Here is a 22206-nt window from a genome sequence, read left to right as displayed (position 1 = left end):
TGGCGAAGACCTGCACGCGAGGGCTGATCCACCCGGTCGACGAACTCGATGTCGCCTTCGTGCCCCGCATGGCGGACCTAGGCATGACGGCATGCGCCGGGACGCCACCGGAAAGGCCGCCGGGCATCCAGCCGCCTCGCCCGCAGGGGGTAACCAACGAATTGCGGCTCGTGGGTCGAAAGCAAGCCCCGGTCCCCCGCGCCACCGGCCGCCGCCGCGCCGCGCGTGAGCAGTGGCGAGCGCCGGGCAGCTGAGCTGCCCGGCGCATGTTCGCTCTGTCTTCCCGGGTGAACCGGCCCTTACATGGGTGGGTGGCCGGCTCACCCGGGGAGTGGTTAGTGGTGGTGGTGTCCGCCGCGGCCCCAGGACTCGGTGTCTACGGTGCGGTGGTGCTCGTTGCGCAGGGTGGCCTTGTCGGAGTGGTTGTCCCACATGTAGTCGCGTCGGTCCTGGTAGATGTGAGCGCGGGTGTCGCGGCCGGCACCGGTGTGTACCCGCACCGTGGACCGGCCTGCCAGGAGTACGTCGCGGAAGCGGTAGCGGTCGCCGTCGTTGTCGCGCAGCGTCCAGCCGCGCAGATTGACCGCGTGGCGGGTGTTGTTGGTGATCTCGACCCATTCGGCGTTCAGCGACCGGTTGGTGTGGTTGTCGCGTCCGGGGCTGTCGGCCTGCACTGCGCTGATCTCTACGCGCGGGTGTCGGTGGTGGTCCCGATCGGCGGCGGTGGCCGGCAGGGCGACAGCGGAGACGGCAGCGCCGGCGGCCAGGGAAATGGCGGCGATACGGCGGGCGGTCGAAGAAGCAGACATGAGTGATGTCCCCTCAAGAGCGGTGCCTCGCCAGCCGATACCAGTTGGCGAGTGCGCGGTGTTCCCGGCCCGGTGTGGGCCGAGGAACCAAACTGTGAAGCTTCAGTGATGCCTGCAGCAGCCCTACCGCGACCAGTTACCAATCGCGGACATTTCCGTATCCCTCGCTTGTATGACCCATACACCCATTACGGGCGTGTCCCTGACATCCGCTGAATGCTACAACCACCCTTTGAATGATCACCGGCAAGCGCTTGTGAGCGCCGGGTGCACGGCCGGTGGCGCTACCCGACGCACCACCCGAACGGCTCACAGGCTTTGGTAACAACCGTTCTGCACCTTTCTTCGCACAGGTAGGCCCGCTTCGCACAGGAGGGCCCGCTGTGCCGTCTGCGGAGCAGCGCGGCCAGACAGGCCACTGCCGACGCGGCTAACCCTGACCTGAGCTTGCAGGTCGAAGTGCCGGTCGAACGAAACTCGCTTTGAGCGGTCGTCGCTGATGCGCGCCATGGCGACCGCTAGCGCCGGTAGCATCACGCCCCGGTTGTGAACCCGCAGCTCGGTACTGATGGGGGCCATCCCTACAGAGGGGCCGCGCCCGGCCCTTTCGGACATGCCGCCGATTTGCGATGCGGACCGCGTCGGGAGCTGCGGCGGAGGCGGCCGAAGCGCGAGCGCCGGCACGGTCGCGGCAGATCGCCCGGCTGACGTCATGTTCCTGGTTCTGCCTTCTTCAAAGCGAGTACTACCTCCTATTTCTCCTTACCAAGACCATGACCACTAAAATGGCCACGATGACCACCACGGCCACAACGCCCACTTGAGCCGCAACCGGCCAGCTCTGCCCGTTTCCTCCCTTTGCGATGATGGACTCCACACATTCCTCCCGAATTAATCCATGTGCGCGCAATCAGCAGCTTTCCGCGTACTGCGGGTCCAGTACGGGGCAAGAGCGTGGTGGGCGGCGGAGTAATCTGCCCCACCGCCCAACCAGAAAAGGCAACCTCCGACTAAAGGGTGTTGCACCAGGCTGTATTTGAGCAGGCCAGGGTGTGTAATCGCAGCCTTCTGGTCATGATGCGAGCGCGAGGTTGTGCATGTGAGCAACGGCTTGGATGGCGTGATGGAGGCCGTCGCCGTGCTGTCGGCAGTCGCGGAGGATCTTGTAGTTCTTCATGCGGCCGATCACATGCTCCACCCAGGCCCGCACCTTGCGATGGGAGGCGTTGTCCGCTTCCTCGCCTGCCAACAAGGGCCGGCGGGGGCGTTTTCGGTGTGGCGCCACCATCCCGCAGTTGAGGTAGGCGCCATCGCCCAGGACCCTCACGTCCTGACAGTGCTCGGCCAGCCCGGAAGCCCGCTAGGCGTGTCCATCCGCGGTGGTGCCCGGCACCGGCCGGGCCGCTGCGATCACGAGACGAGTGTCGGCGTCCACGATGACCTGCACGTTCACGGAGAAGCGGTAGTTGCGGCTGGAGGAACCGACGTGCCGGTCGCGGACTTGAACCAAGGTGCCCTCCTCCACGATCCACAACCCGTCCGCGGCATCATCCGGACGTCCCACAGGCTCGAGCGCCAGCAGCGGTCCAAGATGCTGAATGACCCGGCCCACAGCGGACGAGACACTGCGAACAGGGGCCCAACTGCCGCATGGTCAGATTCGTCCGGTAGGACACCGCGACCAGCAGCACTCGTTCTGCCAGCGGAACCAGCGCGTGGTGATCAGTGCTACGAAGGCTGTCGCAGGAATTCCAGCGGATTTGTGTGGCTGCCCATACGGCTACGGAAGCTGCGTCAGTCCCTGATCAGGTTGAACTGCTCGCCGCAGCCGCGAGGCGCGCACACCTGGACCCTGATCCGGTCGACGCCGCCGGGTCGATCGGGGTCGCCGATGTAGAAGTTGTAGGGGACCACAGGGCCGCTGGAGGTCCTGGAATCGCTGTCGACCTTGGTGGAACCGGCGAAGGCGTCAAAATACACGGTTGCGGTGCCGCTGTATGCCTCCACCCAACCTTGAAGCTTCGAGGTCCGGTTGCCCCAGACGACCCCACCCTGAGTAGCGCCGTCGCAGTAGTCGGCACATACGTAGTACGTGTCGTTGGGCCAAGCGGCCGCGCGGACATCTGCTGAGGCCGGTCCCGCCGTCAGCATTCCCATCGCCAGGGCTGCGGCCGCACCCAAGCCACAGATCGTGCTCGATTTCCTCATCACAGACATCATTTCCTCCCCCAGTACCCGACCGGAACTGCCGAGTCAGTGTCCGGCCCGGTGAAGCAGGCCCAGAAGCGCCGTTCAGGCCAACTTCGGCTGGACCGGCGGGATATACTGTCACGACAACGGAAAGCAGCAGGGTCGGCTGTCGGCACCAAGCTGACCTTGCTGCACGCGCCGGAACCGGCCTGCTACCCAGGCAGCACCCGCGTGCCGCCTGGCCCATGCAAATGCTGCACTGTTCTTCGAGCGCAGCTTCTCCAGCAGGACGACGTGGAGTTGATCCCAGACGCCGGCATCATTCCAGGCGGCTAGGCGCCGCCAGCAGGTCATTCCCGAGCCGAAGCCCAACTCCTGGGGCAGGTACTCCCATTGGATGCCGGTGTGCAGCACGAACAGGATCCCGCACAGTGCCTGCCGGTCCGGCACCCTGGGTCTGCCCTCCGCCAGCTTGGGCCCGGTTCAGGCAGCAACGGCTCGATGAGCGACCACAGTTCATCCGACACGATCCACGGCCGCGACTGACGTTTCGCCACAACCAGACCAACGACCCAACACGCCAACAGTCACATGATCAACCCCTTTTGTTTGAACCTCTAAGCGGCAGCATCCACTTCCAACGCCGCTCCCCTCGATCCCACTGGGAGCAAGGCGCCTGGGACAAGGGCGGCTCCGGCACCGTCCACGTACACCGGGACCGCGTCCAAGTCGTGATCGATCGACCCGAAGAACCCCTTCGAGACGGCTCGCCACCTGCCTGCATCGGCGACAACGCAGATCCGGCCAGCGTCTGACGATCGCGGTCAAGAGCCGCTTCGCCCAGTGATGGTAGGTCGCTGCGCGGTCACGTTGGAAAGTGGACTGACCACGCTAGTGTGATGCGTCAGAAATCTGGGACGTAAGTGGCTAGGGTGTTTTAATGTCGCCGGGACCTCGTGCTGTTGAAGTCGTGTTGTCCGCTGAGGAGTTCGCGGAGTTGACCGTCTGGGCCGGCGGGGCGGCGGGTGCTCGGCTGGCTGAGCGGGCGCGGATCGTCCTGGCCTGTGCCGAGGGACTGCCGACTGTGCGGGTGGCGGCGAAGCTCGGGGTGACGGCGGATACGGCACGCAAGTGGCGGACGCGGTTCGCCGAGCGGCGGATGGAGGCGCTGGCGGCCGGGCCGCGGCCGGGCGGACCTGTTCCTCACCGAGGATGAGCGCGGCCAGCTAACGCGCTGGGCGCGGCGCGCCAGGACAGCCCAGTACCTCGCGCTGCGCGCGAAGATCGTGCTGGCGTGCGCGGAGGGCGGGACGAATAAGCAGGTGGCAGCCGAACTCGGTCTCAGTCAGCGGTCGGTGAACTGCTGGCGCTCCAGGTTCGTGGCCCGCCGGCTGGAGGGTCTGGCGGATGAACCGCGGGTGGGCCGGCCGCCGTCGATCCTGCTGGACCAGGTCGAGGACGTCATCGTGGCGACGCTGGAGTCCACTCCGGACAGGGATACCCACTGGTCCCGGGCCTCGATGGCCAAGCACTCGGGCCTGTCGAAGTCGACGATCGGGCGGATCTGGAAGCGGTTCGACCTCAAACCACACCTGCAGGACACGTTCAAGCTCTCCACCGACCCGCAGTTCGTCGCCAAGGTCGTCGACGTCGTCGGCCTGTACCACCACCCGCCCGAGAAAGCGGTGGTCCTGTGCGTGGACGAGAAGTCCCAGATCCAGGCGCTGGACCGATCCCAGCCGGTGCTGCCGCTGATGCCGGGCATGCCCGAGCGGCGCACCCATGACTACGTGCGCAACGGGCTGACCACGTTATTCGCCGCTTTCGATGTCGCCTCCGGCGAGGTGATCAGTGCTCTGCACCGTCGGCACCGGGCCGTGGAGTTCAAGAAGTTTTTGATCCGGATCGACAAGGAGGTGCCCGCCCACCTGCAGGTGCATCTGATCGTGGACAACTACGGCACCCACAAAACCCCCGCGATCAAGGCCTGGCTGGCCAAACACCCGCGGTTCGAGCTGCACTTCACGCCGACGGGCTCCTCCTGGATCAACCAGGTCGAGCGGTGGTTCGGCTACCTCGCCCACCAGATGATCCGCCGCGGTGCACACAAGAACATCCAGGCCCTGGAGGCCGACATCCGGGCCTGGGCCAAGGACTGGAACCAAGACCCCAAGCCCTTCATCTGGACCAAGACAACCGAAGAAACCCTCGACTCCCTCGCCCGCTTCTGTCGACGGATCTCCGGCACAGGACAGTAGTTAGGCCGTGCCGGCATCTGCCAAGTGCACGGCTGGGAACGGCAGCCTCGTACACCCAGGGCTCGCTACCGGCAGTGGGGCACGGTGGCATTCGACGGATGCAGTTCGATCAAGGTGCCGGACGGGGAGCGCAACTACGCGTGCCGATAACCCATGAGCGACTCGCGGGGGCGCCCGCACGCTCACTCCAGCGCTTCGCGCTCGCGCGCCGCCCTGATCGCCAGCACGTTGTCGACCAGTCGTATGGCCTCGGTCTCCGGGTCCATAGGCAGGGTCAGCAGCGCACGCACATAGGCCGGCGCCAGCACCAGTTCGAAGATGTCCATCCAGGTCAGCACGGTAGCACCGGCGGCGTCCAGGGTGGCCTGGATCTGCTGGATACGCGGCTCGGCGAAGCTTCGCGTGTCCTGCCCCTGATCGCCGGCCCGGAGCAGGGCCCGGAAGAAGGCCAGATGGCTGGGCTTGGTCAGGTCGCTGAGCAGGTTGGTGATCCATGCGTGCAGATCGGCCCGCAGGTCGCCGGTGGCGGGCAGCGGCGACCTGCTGCCCAGCTCGTCCACCACGGCGTCGATGATCAGACCGTCGGCGCTGCGCCAGCGGCGGTAAATGGTGGCGAGGTGGACGCCCGAGCGGGCCGACACCTCCGCGATGTCGACGCTGCCGTCGGCCGATTGGGCCAGCAGTTCGCGGGTGGCCGCCCGCACGGCCTCACCCGTGCGGGCGGTACGGCCGCCGGGGCGGGCTGTCCCTGATGCTTGCGTCACCGCTTCACTCTAACGCGAAACTCTTGTATTAGCGCGATCGAGGCGCCTACTCTAAATGCGAAACATTCGCATGAGGGGTGCTGGGATACCTCTGCGATCGAAGCAGAAGCGGAACCGGAGGATGTCGTGGCTCACGTACTCGTCGTCGGCGCTGGAATCGCGGGGGACACACTCGCGCTGCTCATGGAAAGGGACGGCTGGAGGGTCACCGTCGCGGAGATCGCGCCGGCCCTGCGCACCGGCGGCCAGACCGTCGACCTACGCGGCGACAGCAGGGAGGTCCTTGAGCGCGCCGGACTGCTCCAGCAGGCACTGGACTGCCTGGTCGAACAGCGCGGCGCAGCCTGGATCGACGCGCGGGAGCGGCGTCTGGCCGAGATGCCGGTGGAGGCGTTCGACGGGCGCGGTTATGTGTCCCGCGAGGAGTTGCTGCGCACGGACCTCGCCCGGATCATTCACGAGGCGACCGGGCCGGGCGTCACGCACCGGTTCGGCGAGACCGTGCAGGCGCTCAAGGACACACAGGCAGGAGTGCGCGCCCGCTTCAGCAACGGCGCGCAGGAGACGTTCGACCTGGTGGTCGGCGCCGATGGCGCGCACTCAAAGGTTCGTGCGCTGCGGTTTGGGCCGGAGGAGAACTATCGCAAGCCGCTGGGCCTGGCCCACGCCTGGTTTACCCTCACCGAGCGGCCCGGGACGCCGTCTCTCGATGGCTGGTTCCTGATCCACAACGCACCGGGCCGCCGCGGCGTCGAGGCTCGCCCCGGCCACCCCGGGCAGCAGGAGGTGGGCCTGAGCTTCGCTGCCGACACGCTGCCCTCGCGGCACGAGCGCGAGGCCCAGTTCGCCCTGCTGGAGCGGACGTTCGCGGGTGTCGGCTGGCGCACCGCCGAGTTCCTGGCCGCGGCTCGACAGGCCGACGACTTCGCTCTGGATACCTTCGACCAGGTGCACGTGCCGTGCTGGAGCACCGGCCGGATCGTCCTGCTCGGCGACAGCGCCTGGTGTGCGAGCCCGCTCAGCGGCCTCGGCACCGCCCTCGCCCTGCGCGGTGCCGCCGAGTTGGCGGCCGCGCTGCGCGCCGCGGGCGCGCCGGGCGACACCTCGCAAACGCCCGCCGCGCTGGCCTCCTTCGAGCAGGCCATGCGGCCCAGAACCGCATCTGCGCAGCAACTCCCGCCCGGCCGTATCGCGTCCATGGCGCCCAAGTCCGCGCTGGGAATCCGGGTCAACGCGCTGGCGATGCGGGCCCTGCAGTCGAAGGCCGCGCGGCCACTGGTCCGCAGGGCCTTCGCCGACTCCGAGCACGGCCGCCCCAGCGCACCCAAGGGAGAGCCCCGCACGAGCCCGGCCCTCTGACCGGTGCTCGACGAAGTACAGACAGACGTGCTCAGTTGGAGCTCGCACACGACAGCATCACGTACACATGCGGCTACTGCCGGCTGCTGACCATCCTGGAGATTGGCTGGCCTCGTCTCCGGCATCCCGGAGAAAGCGGCCGCCTGAGCTATCTGCAGGCGAGCAGGCCCGGCCGAAATTCCCGGCAAGGGCCTTCGCCGTTCCCATAGAGTCCTGCCTCGATGAAGAGACGTGTGCAGTTCACCGAGCAGGTTGTGCGGTTTCGTGACTACATGCCGGCCGACGATCGGGAAACGTTCCTGCGTCTGGTCGCCAGGATCGCCGCTGAGCCAGAGGGCGCCGACAGTCACCTCACCTACACGACCGACACCGTGACCCGCTCGGTATGGGAGGACCACGTAATGGTCCAGTACGTCGTAACGAGCTTCTACGTGGTCTTCATCGAACTCGACATCTACGACGCATCACGTGGCTTCAACGAGGTGTAGTCGAGTCTGCTATCGACGGTTAGAGAAGTGGCTGGCCAGCAGGACGTAGTGGGAGCTCTACAGGGCGACGGTGAGGTGTGCTTGAACGCCGCGGCCCGGGACCGGGTCGCGGCGCTGTCTTGCGACGGGCAGATGACCTGTCTTGGCCAACGGGTCGGGGCTGGCGCTGAGCTCCGTCCCACGCATCCGGGCCGGTCACTGCATCCTGCGATCCCTGGCCCTCCGGCCGGGACAGCACCTGGCTCACCATCTCCCACGCACACACCAGCCGTTCCACCTCCAACTCGGCATCCCTCAGCTGGGAGCGCAGGCGTTCGGCCCGTTCCCGCGCTGACGCTTCCTTGGCCTCCAACAAACCCAGCACCGACACCACCGGCCACCCCCGAACGAGAAGAACCACGGACGAGGCATGTCTTCATGACCCGGCGGAAAGCCACTCCCACCAGCAGAAACTCAGCGGTCAAGTTCGGAACGACAACAGGCACTCAGGCCGAATGAGGTACTGAGCTGACCGTGGACGCCCTCGCTTCCCTGGCTTCCCTCCTCCGCGACCGCAGTTTGAGATTCGGGGCAAACCAGACAGGTGGGACAGTGGTGGACCCGGCTCATCTGCCGAGTCCCGGGCTCTGGCTGCCCGCGGCGGTGTTATCGATGCCGGTCTCGGTCGGCGGCGCTTCGACAGGGAAGAGGATCGGGCTGATCAGGTACTGCGTGCGGTCGGGTGACGTCTCGTTGGCCAGGTGGGGGGCGATCGCCTCGCGCATCCCGTCGATCATGCCGTGCAGTTCTCCAGGGCTGAGCCAGACGGCATGCTGCCGGTAGCCGACCTGGTCGGCTACCGGGTCGGCCGAGTCGCGGTCGAGATACGCGGTGAATTCAGCAGTCAGGACCGCCAGAGCGGCGGCGAATGCGCTGCGATGGTCGTCGAGCGAGAGTGAACTGGCTGTGTCCATTTCGATCCCCGCGCGGTCGCGGCGCAGCCGGTAGCGGCGCTCGACCGCCCCGCGCACACGTCGCTCCAGGGCGACTTCCAGGACCCCGCCGGCTGCGAGCAGGTCGACATGCCGGTAGACCGTGGCCTTCGAGACGTCCCGGATGCGGTCGCACAGCTCGGCGGTGGTCAGCTCCCTGCCGCCACGCATCGCATGAACCACGCGCAACCGCACCGGGTGTGCCAAGAGTTCGAAAGCATCCATCTCGAAATGATCTCATGCCATGCTACCGTTCGCACCTCTTGAGAAAGGTTGTGACGAGATGCCTGACAATGCTGCGACAGAGTCCATGACCGGATCGGAACTCGCCTGGATGCCACCGCCCTATGCCGAGCCCAGCCGCTTCAGCGAGCACCAAGTCACCGTCGGCACCGGCCCATTCGCGGTGTCAGGCACGGTGAGCGTCCCCCGCGGGCAGGCTCCCGGCCCGGGCGTGGTGCTGCTCGCCGGTGGAGGACCGTTCGACCGCGACGAGACCAGCGGGCCGAACAAACCGCTCAAGGACCTGGCTTGGGGGCTCGCCAGCCGCGGGGCAACGGTGCTGCGCTTCGACAAGGCGACCTACGCACACCGCGATGTCGCTGCGGCATCGGACCTGACGATGACGCAGGAATACGTCCCGCACGCCGTCGACGGGGTCGGCCTGCTCCGTAACCACCACTCGGTGGACCCCAAGCGGGTCTTCGTCCTCGGCCACAGCATGGGCGGCAAAGTCGCCCCCGCCGTCGCCGTCGCTGCACCCACGGTGGCGGGCCTGGTGATCATGGCCGGTGACACGCAGCCGATGCACCACGCCGCTGTCCGCGTCGTCAGGTACCTCGCCACCGTGCTCCCCGACCAGGTCCCACCCGCGGTCATCGAGACCTTCCAGCGACAGGCCGCCCTGGTCGACAGTGAGGAGCTCACGCCTTCGACCCCCGCAGCGAATCTGCCGTTCGGCCTGTCCGCGCCGTACTGGCTCGAACTGCGTGACTACGACCCGGTCGCGATCGCGGCCGGACTCAGCAAGCCGATGCTCATCCTCCAGGGAGGACGCGACTACCAGGTCACCGTCGCCGACGACCTGGTGCGATGGCGGACGGGCCTGGCCGACCGCCCGGAAGCCGATATCCGTGTCTACGAAGCCGACAATCACCTGTTCTTCCCCGGCGCAGGACCATCCACCCCCGCCGAATACGGAACCCCCCAGCACGTCGACCCCGTCGCCATCGCCGACATCGCCCATTGGCTGAGCCACGGCCAGAGATGATCGCGGACACCATCCCGCACACCCAAAGCGCCTTCAAATGTGACCAATATTGCCACGCTGCCACTGCACCCAGCGCCATCCGTAGCGGGCAACAAACGCCTCCCGAAGACGCTCACCTAGCCAGGTATGTGAAGACCTCAGCGGCGCCAACGGCGACGAACACGTCCTGGCGGAAGGCCAACACGGTGGCCTTCAGGTGAGTTTCCAGATTTGCACCGTCTTGTCTGCGCCGGCGGTTGCGATTATCGAGCCGTCGGAGCTGAACGCCACGTCCCCGACGTACTTGGAGTGAGTGACTCGCAGCAGGAGCTTGCCCCGGAGGGCGACGCGACCTGGACGCTGTCGGAGATGGAGCATCTGCTGGCCACGTGGATCGTAAAGGTCTGGCAGAACCGGCGGCTCGACCAGTACGCGCCCGCCTGGGATCCGGGCGGCCGGCACAGCCCGAACACCCTCTTCGCCGCCGCGGCCGCGCGGGACGGGATCTGCCTGGAGATCCCGCCGCCGGAGCTCTACTACGAACTGCTGCCCGTGCACTTCGTGCGGATCGACACCCGGCGCGGCGTGAAGATCGGCGGCCTCTGGTACGGCGCCCACAGCCGCGTCCTCGAACCCCACAGGGGCCGCCTGTCGGGCCGGGGCGGCCGGCACGCGGGGAAGTGGGCCATCCACCGCGACCCCCGGGACTGCCGCCAGGTCTTCATCGAACTGGACGGAGCCTGGCACGAGCTGCGCTGGAACGGGCTCCCGCCTGGCCAGGAGGCGCCCGCCTTCTCCGATGCCCACGTCGGGGACGTCCTGCGACAGGCCGCCAAGGCTGGGCTCAAGCCCCGCAGCGATGCCGAACTGCTGCCGGTGCTCCTCGGCTTGGTGGCCTCCAAGACGCCGGTGGACGCCTGGCCGACCCAGATGACCCAGCAGCAGAAGACCGAACGAGCCCGCAACCTCGCCCGAGCCTAGGCCGCGGCCCTCGACCGGCCCGCACCGGCGCCGCCTCCAGGACCGTCACCTGCAGACGCCCGGGCTCTGCACCGGCAGGCAACCGCCGCCGTCGAGGCAGACCGGCGGCGACGCCGCATGGCCGCCGTCCCCGTCCCGCCGCCGGCGCCGCAGCTCCTGGCCGATTCGCTCAGGGCCAAGAACCTCTTCCTCCTCCCCGACGAAGAGCAGGACACGCCTGGGGAAGCGGGAATCGGCCGGGCGGAGGACCAGTCATGACACAGGCTGGCACGGGGCTTGGTCTGATGGCGCCCGCGTCGCGGGACCAGGCAGGGGGCTGGGACACGTGGCGGCGGGCACGGCACGGCTTCGCCCCGGCGCCGGTACGGACATTCGGCCAGTGGCGGGCGATGAGCCCACGGGAGCGATCCGCCTACGACCTGCACCGGATGGCCACCCACGCCAACCTCCCGCTCCTCGACACCCCGATGAGCCAGAGGGTCGACCGCTTGCTGAGCGCCCGGATCCGCACCAACGCCTTCAAGGCCAAGCCGTCCACCCGCGCGGGGGTGATGATCAGTGGCGGCGGCTACCAGGGCAAGACTGAGAGCACCTGCGAGATCGTGGCCGCCTTCGAGGACTCCTGGCGCGCCCTTCACCACGAGGTCCACCCTGACGTCGCGCCCGGAACCCGCGACTTGTGGGTGCCCGTCGCCTACGTGCAGACCCCGGTGACCGCGAAGCCGAAGAGCACCTGCAAGGCAATCTTGAACTTCTACGGGGCGCCCACAAAGAACATGGACCTCCCCGACCTGATCCGGCAGGTCGCCACCTCCCTGACCGACCACGGCACCAAGGTCTTGGTTCTCGACGACATCACCCGCCTACGGATGCACCGCGCCGACGACCAGGACACCCTCGACCTGATCCGCGCGTTCATGAGCATGCACGTCACCCTCGTCCTTATCGGCGTCGACATCCCCGCCTCAGGTCTCCTGCGCGAAGGCCGCCTGGATGCGGAATCCGGGCAGAGGATGCTGCCGCCGTCCCGGCACGCCACCGCGCACGGCCTTGAGGCCACCCAGACCGAGCGCCGTTTCGATCTCGTCGAACTCGACCGCTTCCGCTATGACACCGACCAGCAGATCACCGCTTGGACCACCCACCTCGCCTGCCTGGAGAGCGCCCTCCGGCTACTGAACGCCGAGCCGGGAATGCTCACTTCGGGCCGCATGCCCGAGTACCTCTTCACCCGCACCGACGGCGTCGTCGGCCTCCTCGAACGCCTCATCGAGGACGGGTGCACTGAAGCGCTCACCAGCGGCACTGAGTGCCTGACCGAGAGCCTCCTCGACGGCCTCCCCCTCACCCTGGGTGGTGTAGGCCGCGCTGCCGAGGCAGGAGAGATCCCCACCGTCCCTGCGGCCTCCACCCGCCGAGGGCACGTCGGCCGACGTCGCAACTCCGCATTCGACGACCACGGCCCCGCAGCCTCGGACACAGCATGACGGGCACGCCGCTGCCCAGAAGCCTGGATCCTGCCCAGGGCGAACTGCTGGCGGGCTACCTTCTGCGTCTCGCCCACCGGATCGGCATCTCTCCGCTCGACCTCGCGCACCGGTGTGGGCTCACCGCGGGGACGACGTTCCCCACCCACCACCTCGTCCGCCTGGACGACAACCGATCCCGACAGACCGCCACCGTCTGCCGACTCACCCTGCCCGAGGTCCATGCGCTCACCCTCGCGACGCAGGCCCCCAACTATCCCCCTCTACGACCCGTTTACCTGGGACGACACCAAAGCCATATCGACATGGCCAACGACGGCTGGGTCTTCACGGCCTTCAGCCGGTACTGCCCCGCCTGCCTGGCAAACACCGCCGATCTTCCGGGCGGGTCGGTCTGGCAGGGCTCGTGGCGGCTCCCACTCACATTCCTCTGCACACGCCACCACCGCATTCTCGACTGGCGGTGCCCCAACTGCCAGGCGCCCGCATTCTCCAACGGCTACCGGGCCGACGGACGATGGCGACCCACCCAGCTCACCCCGTCACCGCGTAGCCGCCTCCACCCGGCGCAATGCCGCCATCGGCCCGGTACCGGTCGTGACGCGTCATGCGCCCAGCGGCTGGACCATCCGTCCGCCACCGGCAAGGCCCCAGCGAGGCGATGGTGCACGCTCAACAGCGGCTGTCCGCGGCCGCGCGTTCCGTGGCCGGGCAGGAGGTCGAGAGTCTGGGCCGACCTACCTCGCCCCAACGGTTTCTCAACGATGTCCGTGCCGCCACGCTCGCCATCTGCAGCACCTGGCCGGCCACGGCGGAAGCCCTCACCAGCACCGAACACTTGGACGCAGTCGCCGCTCACGCCGAGACCCTGAGCCGCGCGCCTGCGGAACGAGCCGGGCCCCAAGGGGATGGCTGGCTGGCTCGCTCCGTCGACCACCCGCTGGCGATCCGTTGCGGGCAGCCGCCCTGATGGCCCTCGTCGTCCGGATCCTCGACGACCCGAGCGGCCAGACAATCCTTGCCCGCGTGCTGTCTCGGCTTCCCTCCAGCCGTGCCGGATATCGTCGGCTGAAGCGCCTCGCCCCACACTGCTCACCCGGCATGAACACCGCCATCGACGAGAGCACCCAGCTCCGTCACGGAACTGCCGGGCCACTCGCGCTCTTCCCACAGCCTCCGAGCCACCAGGGCCTGCTCGATCCGAAGAACATCCCGCAACTTCTTCCGGACGCCTGGGCCTGGCCACTGGACGAATTGAACGGCCCGCAATCCAACTGCGCCGAGACGCCGCGATCCGCCTCGTCCAGATGACCCGTGGTGGCTCCCGCGCCGCGGCTGCCCGCTACCTCGGCATCGCCCTCGGCGCCCTCCAGTCCGCAACCGTCACCATCCGCGCCTGGCAGAAGATGCCGGGCAACGCGGACGCCTACCAGGACGCACTTCAACGCATCGCCGAAATCGCGGCCGCGACCGAGGCGTCTTCCTAGACGAGGCCCACCGCTCCTGATGAGATGACCGTCGGGCCTTGAACCCGTCGAGGCGGGGACCGCCTCCCCCCGGTCGCGGAACCGGGACAGGACTCTACGCTGGGCACTCCTTCCGCCCCGTCCGAGGAGTAGCGTGCCGCCGGCCTTCGTCCATCGGATCACCAAATGCGACCCCGCCGACCGCGACGAGCACGGTCATTACATCGGCGCCGAGGACACGATCAGCGACCACGGGCCTGTCGAAGCGGCGTACCTGGCGTCGATCGCCGCCTTCGCGGAGGCATCGGACATCGACCGGTTGGAGATCCGCGAACCTGCGATCACCGGCTTCGTCCACTTCGGTGTGGAGCCGCCGGTTGAGGGGCACGGCCTCGGCGGGCTCTTCCCGCCCGACCTCACCGGCTACCACGACGGGGCCGAGGTCTCTCTTCCGGTCGCCCTGGAACTGGTCCGGGCCATGCTCCGCGACCAAGGCGCTTGGTGCCGACTGGAGATGGGGGACTTGTTCACCGTGCATGTCGGGTGGGACCAGTATGTGTACGTGGGCAGCGACCGGCCCTGTGCGGACGCCGTGGCCCGTACGCGGGAACTCGGCCTCTTCCCAGAACCGCTCACGGCCTCGCCCTACGCGGCCGAGGTGGACGAAGCGGAAGTGACGGAGCCAGCCGACGAGCACTTCTGGATACGCGTGCACACCGCGCTGGCCTCACGGCATGCGTTGCTCCTCGAGGAAAGCTACGTTCTCAACGCCACACGCTGGCACCGAATCACGCCGGAAAACGTCGACACAGTGCGCGCCGGTCTCGGCCCGCGCGCCTTGCTGACCGTCTGGCCCGACCTGACCCCGGACGTCGGCGCCGTCCTCGCCGCATTGCCCCAGGAGCAATCCATCGACTTCGTCTGGGAGGCGCAGGACGGGACCATCAGCCACGCGATCGTCGACGACACCGACTACCAGGAACTCAGCGCCCACGTGGCCGATGCCCGCGCCGCCTCCGCCCTGCCCCTTTCCCTCGCCGAACACCACCCGCTGCTCTGTGCTGCCCTCCCGGACAGCGACGGCGTACTGCGCGCCCGGTGGTGACCCGGTTCGCGCCCCGGGTGAGCCAGCAGGCGCTGTGCATCGAAGTTGTCCTGCCAAGCTAGATGTCGCGCTCAGTCACAGCATGTGTGACTGAGCAGCCCAGTTTGGCGCTGTGCACTTCAGTTGGCCATTCTGGGCATGACGTTCGCGCAGGTCAGAGGGGACGCGCTGCTGGTGCAGGACCTTAGCCATGGCTCGCCTGGGTGGCTCGAAGCGCTACAAACCAGCCATCCGTGCAGGTCGGCCCTGTTCTCGTATAGCTACGGCGAACCTGCATGTAGCGCTGAGTAACTACACGGGGCTGCGGCCGCGTAGCTGTAGGCCGAGCTCACTGCATTCCCGCCGCCGGCAACCGGTCGGGGCTGCCCTTCCTCGCCCAGCCCTGTCGCGGCCGCGCTCCTGCCACACTGAACGCCCCTTGCCACTACGCCACTTCACTCGAGGGCACACGATGACCGACGGACCACAGAAGCCAGCAGACGACGCCGAGACCAGGCCGCCGCTGCGCCGGCGTATCGCCGCCCGCTGGGACCGCCTCGGCCCCGTAGGCCGGGCGGCCGTGGCCGTCGGCGCGATGGCGGTGCTCGCCGGAGGTATCGCCGTCCTCGCCCGCTCGAGCGCGCCCGACACCGATGTCGACGACTTCGAGGCGTGGGCCGACGAACTGGCGCTGGAACCCGGCGAGTACGTCTTCGCCTGCCTCGAATGCGACGGTGAAGGATCCATCCAGGTCGGCCAGGAAGACGACGAAGCACCCGACGGCTACTCCCTCGTGTGGGACACCTGCGAGGACTGCCACGGCGAAGGCACCATGAGCTACGACGAGAACGAGGCCGCCGAAGCCATCGACTGCGGACGCACCCCGCTCAAGCGGCCGTAGGTACGTAAGGGCCGTCAGAGCGCCTACACGCTGCCTCTCACCGCACCAGGTAGGTTCCGGCCATGGCTTCGTACGAAGATCACGTGCTGCTGGAGGCCACGCGTTTCCGCCGCGCTATCGAGGACGCCAAGCAGGCCGGCGACCTCGACGCACCACACCCAGGGTTCCGGGACTTCCCTCAGGGGAGCTGCGGCGCGGCCACGGTCATGCTGTGCACCTACCTCGCCGAGCGGGGTCTGGACGGCTGGCTGTATGCCTGCGGCAAAAGGGAGAACCCGCACGAGACCCACGCCTGGGCAGAGCGGGAGGGCCTTGTCGTCGACATCACCGCCGACCCGTTCCCCGAGCACGGGACCGTGTACGTCGGCCCCCGGACGCCGTGGTTCGACACGTGGGAACCCTCATACGGTCCGCCCAAGGTCGACCGGGTTGCCCCCGACGACGACTACATGGAAGGGCCCGCGTACCAGGCGATCCTCCGGCATCTGCCCTAGTCATTCGCCCCACCCCTCGCCGTCACTCATTCAGCTCAACCAGGCGGCCAGAGCGGAGAAACGAGGGTTTGGCCGCTACTCAGCGCTATATGTCCGTTCGCCGTAGCTATACGAGAAAAGGGCCAGGTCAGGCGGTGTCCTGTCTCAACGAAGGCGTCGGATTCTCACCGCATCTCATACCGAAGTGGCAAGTTCTCGCATACTTGACGATTTCGTGCCCCCGGTACCCCTTATCCCTTTATCCCTTCTCATTAGATCTTGCGGGGATGGGGCTGTCGGCAGTTCACGCAGGCCAACACGATCCGGCCGCCCAACTTCGTTGCGACAGGTCACCTCTGACAGCACTTCGCCCCGCCGCATAGCGGCGGGGCGTAGCAACCAGGCCCGGATCGGCCAACAGCATCCCTGTGAGGGCCGGGCCACGCACTGGGCGACTATGCGACTGCCGGGACCTTGGGGGCGTCCGTCGCGGCCGGGTAATCGATGTATCCCTCCGCCCCTCCCCCGTACAGGTTCTCCGTCGGCGGCCCCGCGAGCGGGGTGCCGTTGGCAAGGCGGGCGGGCAGGTCCGGGTTCGTCATGAACAGGCGGCCGAGGGCGACCACGTCCGCGTGCCCGTCCCGCACCAGCCGCGCCCCCGCGCCGGGGCTGCTCGGCGCCGGGCCGTTCGTGTTGGCGACGAGCGTTCCCGACCAGCGCGTGCGCAGGTCCGCGATGGCTCCGTACGCGCCGTTCTCCAGCACGTGCAGATAGGCCAGGCCCAGCGGGTCCAGTGCGTCGACCAGCGCACGGTACGTGGTGCGTGCGTCGGCCTCGGCGAGCTGGTTCTCGGCGTTGTCCGGCGAGATGCGAAGGCCCACGCGCTCGGCGCCGACCTCGGCGACGACCGCCTCGACGACCTCCGTCGCGAACCGCAGACGGCCGGTGATCGAGCCGCCGTACTCGTCCGTGCGCAGGTTGGTGTTGTCGGCAATGAACTGCTGGATGAGGTAACCGTTCGCGCCGTGGATCTCCACGCCGTCGAAGCCCGCCTCGATCGCACGCCGGGCTGCGGACGCGAAGTCCCACACCGTCTGGGCGATTTCACCGACCGTCAGCTCGCGCGGGGTCACGTGGCCGAGCAGCCCCTCCCGGGTGAAGATCTGCTTCCCCTCGATGGCGACGGCCGACGGGGCCACCGGCAGCTCGCCGTCCGGCAGCGTCAGCGGGTGGGTCATCCGGCCCACGTGCCACAGCTGGGCGAAGATCGTGCCGCCCTCGGCGTGCACCGCGTCCGTCACCTCTCGCCAGCCACGCGTCTGCGCGTCGGTCACCAGACCCGGGATGCCGGGGCCGCCCTTGGCGAGCGCGTTGACGTACACGCCCTCCGTGATCAGCAGCCCGGCCCCGGCGCGCTGCCGGTAGTACGTCGCCGCGTGTGGGCTCGGCACCCCCGTCACGTCGTCGGCCCGGCCCCGCGTCATCGGGGCCATCGCCACCCGATTCGCCAGCTCCAGCCGTCCGGCCCGGTACGGCTCCAGCAACTCCCGCATTCCCACGCCCTCTTCCGGCGCTTCCGCGTCCCGCGCCCGTCCCGTCACGATCCCGGCGCTCATGCGGCGCTCCGGTCCAGCGCGATGACCTCGACCTCGACCTGCCAGTCGGGCTGGGCCAGCGAGACGACCTCGACGAGGGTGTCGGCGGGGTAGGGCTCGGCCAGGAACTCGCCGCGCAGCGTGACCACGTGCGGGAGGTTCGTCGCCATGTCCCGTACGAAGATGCCGACCTTGATCACGTCCGCGAAGGTCAGTCCTGCCGCCTCCAGCACCCGGCCGACGTTCCTGAACGCCTGCCGCCCCTGCGCCAGGAACCCGCCCTCGACGGTCGTCCCGTCCTCCTCGAAGCCCGCCTGCCCTGACACGTACACGAAACCCCCGGCCCGGATAGCCTGCGATATCCGGTACGGCGCGTACCAGTCCGGCGTGGTCGCGATCTTCTCGACGCGCCCCGCGGTGGCCGCGCTCTCGTTGCTGGACATGCCTCTCCCCTGTCTCGGCGGGGCCCGGCACCGGACCCCGCACGATGGCGTTACGGAACGTTCCGTAACGCCACGGAAGCTAGAGCACCTCGGGGTGAGCTGTCAAAACGAAACGTAACGTCACGCGAGCGGTAGGGTGAGCACATGACCCCCGACCCGAACAGTGAACGGCGCAGCGAGCGCGCCCGCCGGGCGATCCTCGACGCGGCGTTCGACCTGGTGAGCCGCAAGGGCTTCGCGAAGGTGACCATCGAGGCCATCGCCGCCCAGGCAGGCGTGGGCAAGCCCACGATCTACCGCTGGTGGCGCTCCAAGGGCGCGGTGGTCCTTGAGGCGATGAACGAGGAGATGGGCGACGACTTCACCTTCCCCGACACCGGCGACATCGCCGCCGACCTCTCGGCCCAGATCACCGCGGTGACCGAGCGGCTGGTCACCGGCAGGATCAGCAAGGCCTTCCGGGGCGTCATGGGCGAGGCCCAGAACGACCCCGAGCTGATGAAGGCGTTCCGCGCGACGGTCCTCGAACCGAGCATGGCGGAGTGCCGGGCCCGCCTGGAATCAGCCGTCGCCGCCGGGCAGCTCCGCTCCGACCTGCCCACCGACGTGATGATCGACCTCTTCTACGCGCCGATCCACTACCGGCACTTCCTGGGCTTCGGCGACGACGCGGTCAGGAGCAGCGTCGATCTCGTCCAGGAGGTCCTGCTCGGTCTGCGGCCCCGGCCGGACGCGGAGTGAACGACCGGTGCGCGGCCACTCATTGAGGATGCTGTTGACCACAGCTGAACTCGCGCGCCACCACACCATCCCCGGCACCCGCGCTCGCTCTACCACTACCTCCGCAAAAGCCATGTCGTTTGAGAACAACGGAGCCCCCATTCTCAAACGACACGGCAACTGCCCAGCTCGCAGTGGTTTCCCTCGCCATCCGCATTGCGACAGGACAGGCGGTGTGGCCAACTGGGCTGCTCAGAGTGGCCAACTGGGCTGCTCAGTCACAGTTGTTGTGCCTGAGCGTTTTACTTGGCCCCTGAGCGCCCTAGTTGGCCCCATGGAGGCCTGGCCGCCAGCCTCAATGCCTGATCCGAGCCGGGCTGTCGGCTGCAACCGGGCCCCCACGCGTGGCCCGGCCTCGTGGAACTCTCAGTCCTCGCCGAGGACTTCTTCGACGAGGATGGCGTAACGGGACTCCGGCATGAGCCGCGCCGCCCCGGTCATGAGGTCTGATCTCTGTCATCAGTCGCTGCATCACGCAGCGCGTGCTTTCCGGTGCCTGCCGGTCGTGATGGAGCTGCAGGGAGTGGTTGAGGGCCAGCATGATCCCGACCAGCTCATACACCAGTTGGTCGGGATCGGTGTCCGGCGGCAGGTCACCGATGGTGATGGCCCGCCGGATGTGGATGCTCAGGTCGCGGCGCCAGAGCGAATCCATGCCCGCGATGGCATCGCGCACCGGTCCGGGGCGCCCCTCGAACTCCGCCGCCGCGGCAGTGAAGAAGCATCCACCGGGCAGCAACTCCCGCTCCAGATACGACACCCACGCCTCACACAGCGCTCGCAGATGCGTCAGCCCCGGCGCCAGGCCACGGGCTCGCTCCGGCACCTCACGCGAGAACATCTCCTCTGCGGCGTCAACGACGGCGAGTTGCAGGCTCTCCTTGGTCCCGAAGTGTCCGAGCACACCGGCCTTGCTCATTGCGAGCTCGGTCGCCAGCCGGCCGATGGTCAGACCGTCCACCGAAGCGAGCGCCAGCCCACGGTCGACGATGCGCTGGCGGGTGCGGCCGGCTCCCAGGACGGAATTGCGCGGGCTCAAGGAAGGCATGGTAGCCGTTCAAGCACCCCTTTAGCTTCCGACCGATCGGTCGCTATATTCCGTCGGGCGCGGCCCAACCTGCCACGCACTACGACCGAGGGAGAACGCCATGCCGGGCACTCGAATCGCCGCCCTGGGCCATCATCAGCCGTCCCGCGTGCTGACCAACGCGCACCTGGAAGCGCTCGTGGAGACCAGTGATGCCTGGATCCGCCAGCGCACCGGCATCGCCACCCGCCGGATAGCGGGCGAGGACGAGTCCGTCACCGACATGGCCGCAGCTGCCGCGGCGAAGGCCCTGGCCGCCTCCGGGCAAGCGCCCGCCGAGATCGGCCTCGTCACGGTCGCGACCTGCTCCAGCATCGACCGCTGCCCCTCCATCGCGGCCCAGGTCGCCGCCCGCCTCAGGTGGCCGTACCCGTGGCCCGACCTGCCCCCACCAGCAAGATCACGAGGACTTGATGCTGCCCCTCATGATGTGGCTGCCATCACACTCGGGGGTGTCACATCCGGGGCCGCTGACCTGTCCTATTACTGAAACCGAAGAAGGGATCGTGAGGATGAAGGCCGTCATCGTGTGCGCCTCCGTGTCGCACGGAAATACGCGTCGTATCGCCGACAGCATGGCTCAGGTACTGGACGCGAAGGTCGTCTCCCCTGAGCAGGCTGACCTGGCGGAGCTGGCTGGCGCCGACCTTGTGGGATTCGGCTCGGGCGTCTTTTATCAGAGGCTCCACCCCCGCCTGACCGACTTCGTTAAGGCTCTGCCGACCGGACGGGGCCGGGCATTCGTGTTCGCCACCAGCGGGCTTCCCGAGCTGCCGCTGGCGCCTTTCACCCGCCCCTTGGTCCAGCTCCTCGAAGGCAAGGGCTTCGAGGTGGAAGCGAACTTCTCGTGCCGGGCATTGGACACGATGATGCCCTTCAAACTGGTCGGCGGCATCCAGAAACAGCGGCCGAACGACGGGGACCTGGCCGCTGCGCGGGCGTTCGCCGCGCGACTGCGAGTCAGCTGAGGTCTGCCCGACCGCCTTCCCGTCGCGCAGCCGACAGGAAGGCAGCACTGGCCTGAAGTGCCACGTCACGATGGGTGTGGTCGGGTAGCCGGAGTCCATTGCTGGGCCCCGGCCCCCTCAGAACCGTGCTTGCGCCTCACAGCACACACGGCTCAAGCAAGCCACGAGGGCTTCGCGGGTCAGCAGAGTGATGCGGTCCGTCTGCCGTCTCCAGCATGGTGCTGGCGGTGGCATTCGGCGTGCACGAGGCGGAAGTTGGGTCGCCCGTCCGAGCCGCCGTCTCGCCGGTAAACGAAGTGATGTTTATGGAGCATCTTCTTCGACGCCGCGAGCCAGTTCATCCACTCTCGTGGACTGTCCGGTTCGTACTCGGCTCCGGCGATCAACACCTGCTTGCAGAGAGAGCACACGCCCTTCTGTCTGGCCGCCAGGGTGAGACTCACCTTGGGCCTTGACCCTTGATCTTGGACACACGAGACACTGGATCCTGAGGATCTGAGAACGGACATCTCGTGGTCATGAAGAACTGTCCGCCGCAGTTCAAGGCGGACGCGGTCGCGTTGTACCAGTCGCGGCCCGAGGCGACGATCCGGTAGGTCGCTGCCGATCTGGGCATCAACCCCGAGACCTTGCGGAACTGGGTGCGAGCAGCGGGTGCGAGCCGGCCGCGGGGACGCCGGGCGGAGGCCCCCGCCGAGCCGCCGACACCACTGGAGGCGGAGAACGCCGCTCTGCGCAAGAAGGTCCGCGAGCTGGAGGAAGAACGCGAGATCCTGCGCAAGGCGGCGAACTATTTCTCCGGGGAGACGCGCTGGTGAACCGCTTCCAGTTCGTTGCTGATCACCACCGCCGC

Annotated in this window: 23 protein-coding genes and 5 pseudogenes; 17 read left to right on the top strand and 11 right to left on the bottom strand. The window is 67.9% G+C overall.

Annotation, left to right across the window (positions count from 1 at the left end; genetic code table 11):
• Positions 1 to 335: 335 nt before the first annotated feature.
• From AB0E78_RS41115 to AB0E78_RS41100, 4 genes and pseudogenes are all read right to left on the bottom strand, one after another.
• On the bottom strand, positions 336 to 809 hold the full coding sequence (locus tag AB0E78_RS41115) for a lamin tail domain-containing protein (protein ID WP_361844597.1): 474 nt from the start codon (positions 807 to 809) through the stop codon (positions 336 to 338).
• Positions 810 to 1881: 1072 nt separating this feature from the next.
• A pseudogene (locus tag AB0E78_RS41110) lies at positions 1882 to 2518 on the bottom strand (transposase family protein); the annotation flags it as partial.
• Positions 2519 to 2603: 85 nt separating this feature from the next.
• The gene (locus tag AB0E78_RS41105) at positions 2604 to 2990 is read right to left on the bottom strand and encodes a hypothetical protein (RefSeq protein ID WP_361844594.1); all 387 of its coding nucleotides are present in this window, start codon (positions 2988 to 2990) and stop codon (positions 2604 to 2606) included.
• Positions 2991 to 3266: 276 nt separating this feature from the next.
• Positions 3267 to 3556 (bottom strand): annotated as a pseudogene (locus tag AB0E78_RS41100) (transposase); the annotation flags it as partial.
• A 383-nt stretch (positions 3557 to 3939) separates the two neighbouring features.
• Between AB0E78_RS41100 and AB0E78_RS41095 the strand changes: the two are divergent.
• Positions 3940 to 5257: pseudogene (locus AB0E78_RS41095) on the top strand (IS630 family transposase).
• Positions 5258 to 5439: 182 nt separating this feature from the next.
• Here the strand turns inward: AB0E78_RS41095 and AB0E78_RS41090 are convergent.
• On the bottom strand, positions 5440 to 6021 hold the full coding sequence (locus tag AB0E78_RS41090) for a TetR-like C-terminal domain-containing protein (RefSeq protein ID WP_361844591.1): 582 nt from the start codon (positions 6019 to 6021) through the stop codon (positions 5440 to 5442).
• Between the two features lie 126 nt (positions 6022 to 6147).
• Between AB0E78_RS41090 and AB0E78_RS41085 the strand changes: the two genes are divergently transcribed.
• Together AB0E78_RS41085 and AB0E78_RS41080 are read left to right on the top strand one after the other, a co-directional pair.
• On the top strand, positions 6148 to 7380 hold the full coding sequence (locus tag AB0E78_RS41085) for an FAD-dependent monooxygenase (RefSeq protein ID WP_361844588.1): 1233 nt from the start codon (positions 6148 to 6150) through the stop codon (positions 7378 to 7380).
• Between the two features lie 233 nt (positions 7381 to 7613).
• The gene (locus AB0E78_RS41080; RefSeq protein WP_361844585.1) at positions 7614 to 7868 is read left to right on the top strand and encodes a hypothetical protein; all 255 of its coding nucleotides are present in this window, start codon (positions 7614 to 7616) and stop codon (positions 7866 to 7868) included.
• 605 nt (positions 7869 to 8473) lie between these two features.
• Here the strand turns inward: AB0E78_RS41080 and AB0E78_RS41075 are convergent.
• Entirely contained in the window at positions 8474 to 9064 is a 591-nt protein-coding gene (locus tag AB0E78_RS41075) for a helix-turn-helix domain-containing protein (RefSeq protein WP_361844582.1), read from the bottom strand.
• A gap of 85 nt (positions 9065 to 9149) precedes the next feature.
• Here AB0E78_RS41075 and AB0E78_RS41070 point away from each other — a divergent pair, with 85 nt between their 5' ends.
• The gene (locus AB0E78_RS41070; RefSeq protein WP_361844579.1) at positions 9150 to 10109 is read left to right on the top strand and encodes an alpha/beta fold hydrolase; all 960 of its coding nucleotides are present in this window, start codon (positions 9150 to 9152) and stop codon (positions 10107 to 10109) included.
• 192 nt (positions 10110 to 10301) lie between these two features.
• On the opposite strand, the gene AB0E78_RS41065 is transcribed toward AB0E78_RS41070, so the two are convergent.
• Complete coding sequence (locus AB0E78_RS41065; protein WP_361844578.1) at positions 10302 to 10466, bottom strand: WD40 repeat domain-containing protein; 165 nt, start codon at positions 10464 to 10466, stop codon at positions 10302 to 10304.
• Between AB0E78_RS41065 and AB0E78_RS41060 the strand changes: the two genes are divergently transcribed.
• The 9 genes from AB0E78_RS41060 to AB0E78_RS41020 all read left to right on the top strand — a co-directional run bounded on the left by AB0E78_RS41060 (position 10398) and on the right by AB0E78_RS41020 (position 16501).
• Complete coding sequence (locus tag AB0E78_RS41060) at positions 10398 to 11069, top strand: hypothetical protein (protein ID WP_361844623.1); 672 nt, start codon at positions 10398 to 10400, stop codon at positions 11067 to 11069. The genes AB0E78_RS41065 and AB0E78_RS41060 overlap by 69 nt on opposite strands.
• A gap of 117 nt (positions 11070 to 11186) precedes the next feature.
• On the top strand, positions 11187 to 11327 hold the full coding sequence (locus AB0E78_RS41055) for a hypothetical protein (RefSeq protein WP_361844575.1): 141 nt from the start codon (positions 11187 to 11189) through the stop codon (positions 11325 to 11327).
• On the top strand, positions 11324 to 12556 hold the full coding sequence (locus AB0E78_RS41050; protein WP_361844572.1) for a TniB family NTP-binding protein: 1233 nt from the start codon (positions 11324 to 11326) through the stop codon (positions 12554 to 12556). The genes AB0E78_RS41055 and AB0E78_RS41050 overlap by 4 nt, the downstream gene beginning before the upstream one ends.
• Complete coding sequence (locus tag AB0E78_RS41045; RefSeq protein ID WP_361844570.1) at positions 12553 to 13428, top strand: TniQ family protein; 876 nt, start codon at positions 12553 to 12555, stop codon at positions 13426 to 13428. The genes AB0E78_RS41050 and AB0E78_RS41045 overlap by 4 nt, the downstream gene beginning before the upstream one ends.
• Positions 13429 to 13525: 97 nt before the next feature.
• Positions 13526 to 13867, top strand: coding sequence for a hypothetical protein (locus AB0E78_RS41040; RefSeq protein WP_361844568.1), 342 nt, complete (start codon positions 13526 to 13528; stop codon positions 13865 to 13867).
• Positions 13864 to 14043, top strand: coding sequence for a hypothetical protein (locus AB0E78_RS41035; protein ID WP_361844566.1), 180 nt, complete (start codon positions 13864 to 13866; stop codon positions 14041 to 14043). The genes AB0E78_RS41040 and AB0E78_RS41035 overlap by 4 nt, the downstream gene beginning before the upstream one ends.
• A 133-nt stretch (positions 14044 to 14176) precedes the next feature.
• The gene (locus tag AB0E78_RS41030) at positions 14177 to 15127 is read left to right on the top strand and encodes an RNA-binding protein (protein ID WP_361844563.1); all 951 of its coding nucleotides are present in this window, start codon (positions 14177 to 14179) and stop codon (positions 15125 to 15127) included.
• Between the two features lie 451 nt (positions 15128 to 15578).
• The gene (locus tag AB0E78_RS41025; RefSeq protein WP_361844561.1) at positions 15579 to 16007 is read left to right on the top strand and encodes a hypothetical protein; all 429 of its coding nucleotides are present in this window, start codon (positions 15579 to 15581) and stop codon (positions 16005 to 16007) included.
• Positions 16008 to 16069: 62 nt separating this feature from the next.
• Positions 16070 to 16501 (top strand): hypothetical protein, encoded by a 432-nt coding sequence (locus AB0E78_RS41020; protein WP_361844558.1) that lies wholly within the window; start codon positions 16070 to 16072, stop codon positions 16499 to 16501.
• A 434-nt stretch (positions 16502 to 16935) separates the two neighbouring features.
• Here AB0E78_RS41020 and AB0E78_RS41015 read toward each other — a convergent pair whose 3' ends face one another.
• Positions 16936 to 18096 (bottom strand): alkene reductase, encoded by a 1161-nt coding sequence (locus AB0E78_RS41015; protein ID WP_361844556.1) that lies wholly within the window; start codon positions 18094 to 18096, stop codon positions 16936 to 16938.
• Entirely contained in the window at positions 18093 to 18518 is a 426-nt protein-coding gene (locus AB0E78_RS41010) for a RidA family protein (RefSeq protein WP_361844554.1), read from the bottom strand. The genes AB0E78_RS41015 and AB0E78_RS41010 overlap by 4 nt, the downstream gene beginning before the upstream one ends.
• A gap of 144 nt (positions 18519 to 18662) precedes the next feature.
• Between AB0E78_RS41010 and AB0E78_RS41005 the strand changes: the two genes are divergently transcribed.
• Entirely contained in the window at positions 18663 to 19259 is a 597-nt protein-coding gene (locus AB0E78_RS41005) for a TetR/AcrR family transcriptional regulator (protein WP_361844551.1), read from the top strand.
• A gap of 334 nt (positions 19260 to 19593) precedes the next feature.
• On the opposite strand, the gene AB0E78_RS41000 is transcribed toward AB0E78_RS41005, so the two are convergent.
• Positions 19594 to 20337 (bottom strand): TetR/AcrR family transcriptional regulator, encoded by a 744-nt coding sequence (locus AB0E78_RS41000; protein WP_361844549.1) that lies wholly within the window; start codon positions 20335 to 20337, stop codon positions 19594 to 19596.
• 109 nt (positions 20338 to 20446) lie between these two features.
• Between AB0E78_RS41000 and AB0E78_RS40995 the strand changes: the two are divergent.
• Together AB0E78_RS40995 and AB0E78_RS40990 are read left to right on the top strand one after the other, a co-directional pair.
• Positions 20447 to 20743 (top strand): annotated as a pseudogene (locus tag AB0E78_RS40995) (3-oxoacyl-ACP synthase); the annotation flags it as partial.
• A gap of 154 nt (positions 20744 to 20897) precedes the next feature.
• The gene (locus tag AB0E78_RS40990) at positions 20898 to 21353 is read left to right on the top strand and encodes a flavodoxin family protein (protein WP_361844546.1); all 456 of its coding nucleotides are present in this window, start codon (positions 20898 to 20900) and stop codon (positions 21351 to 21353) included.
• A gap of 179 nt (positions 21354 to 21532) precedes the next feature.
• Here AB0E78_RS40990 and AB0E78_RS40985 read toward each other — a convergent pair whose 3' ends face one another.
• Positions 21533 to 21667 carry an HNH endonuclease gene (locus AB0E78_RS40985; protein ID WP_361844617.1) on the bottom strand — a complete coding sequence of 45 codons (135 nt, stop codon included), beginning with the start codon at positions 21665 to 21667 and terminating at the stop codon, positions 21533 to 21535.
• 204 nt (positions 21668 to 21871) lie between these two features.
• Here AB0E78_RS40985 and AB0E78_RS40980 point away from each other — a divergent pair.
• Positions 21872 to 22206 (top strand): annotated as a pseudogene (locus AB0E78_RS40980) (transposase); the annotation flags it as partial.

Source organism: Streptomyces sp. NPDC032198 (assembly GCF_040636975.1).
Lineage (GTDB): Bacteria > Actinomycetota > Actinomycetes > Streptomycetales > Streptomycetaceae > Streptomyces.
Note: the sequence above shows the minus strand (reverse complement) of the source record. Positions and strands in the feature narration are given on the sequence as shown.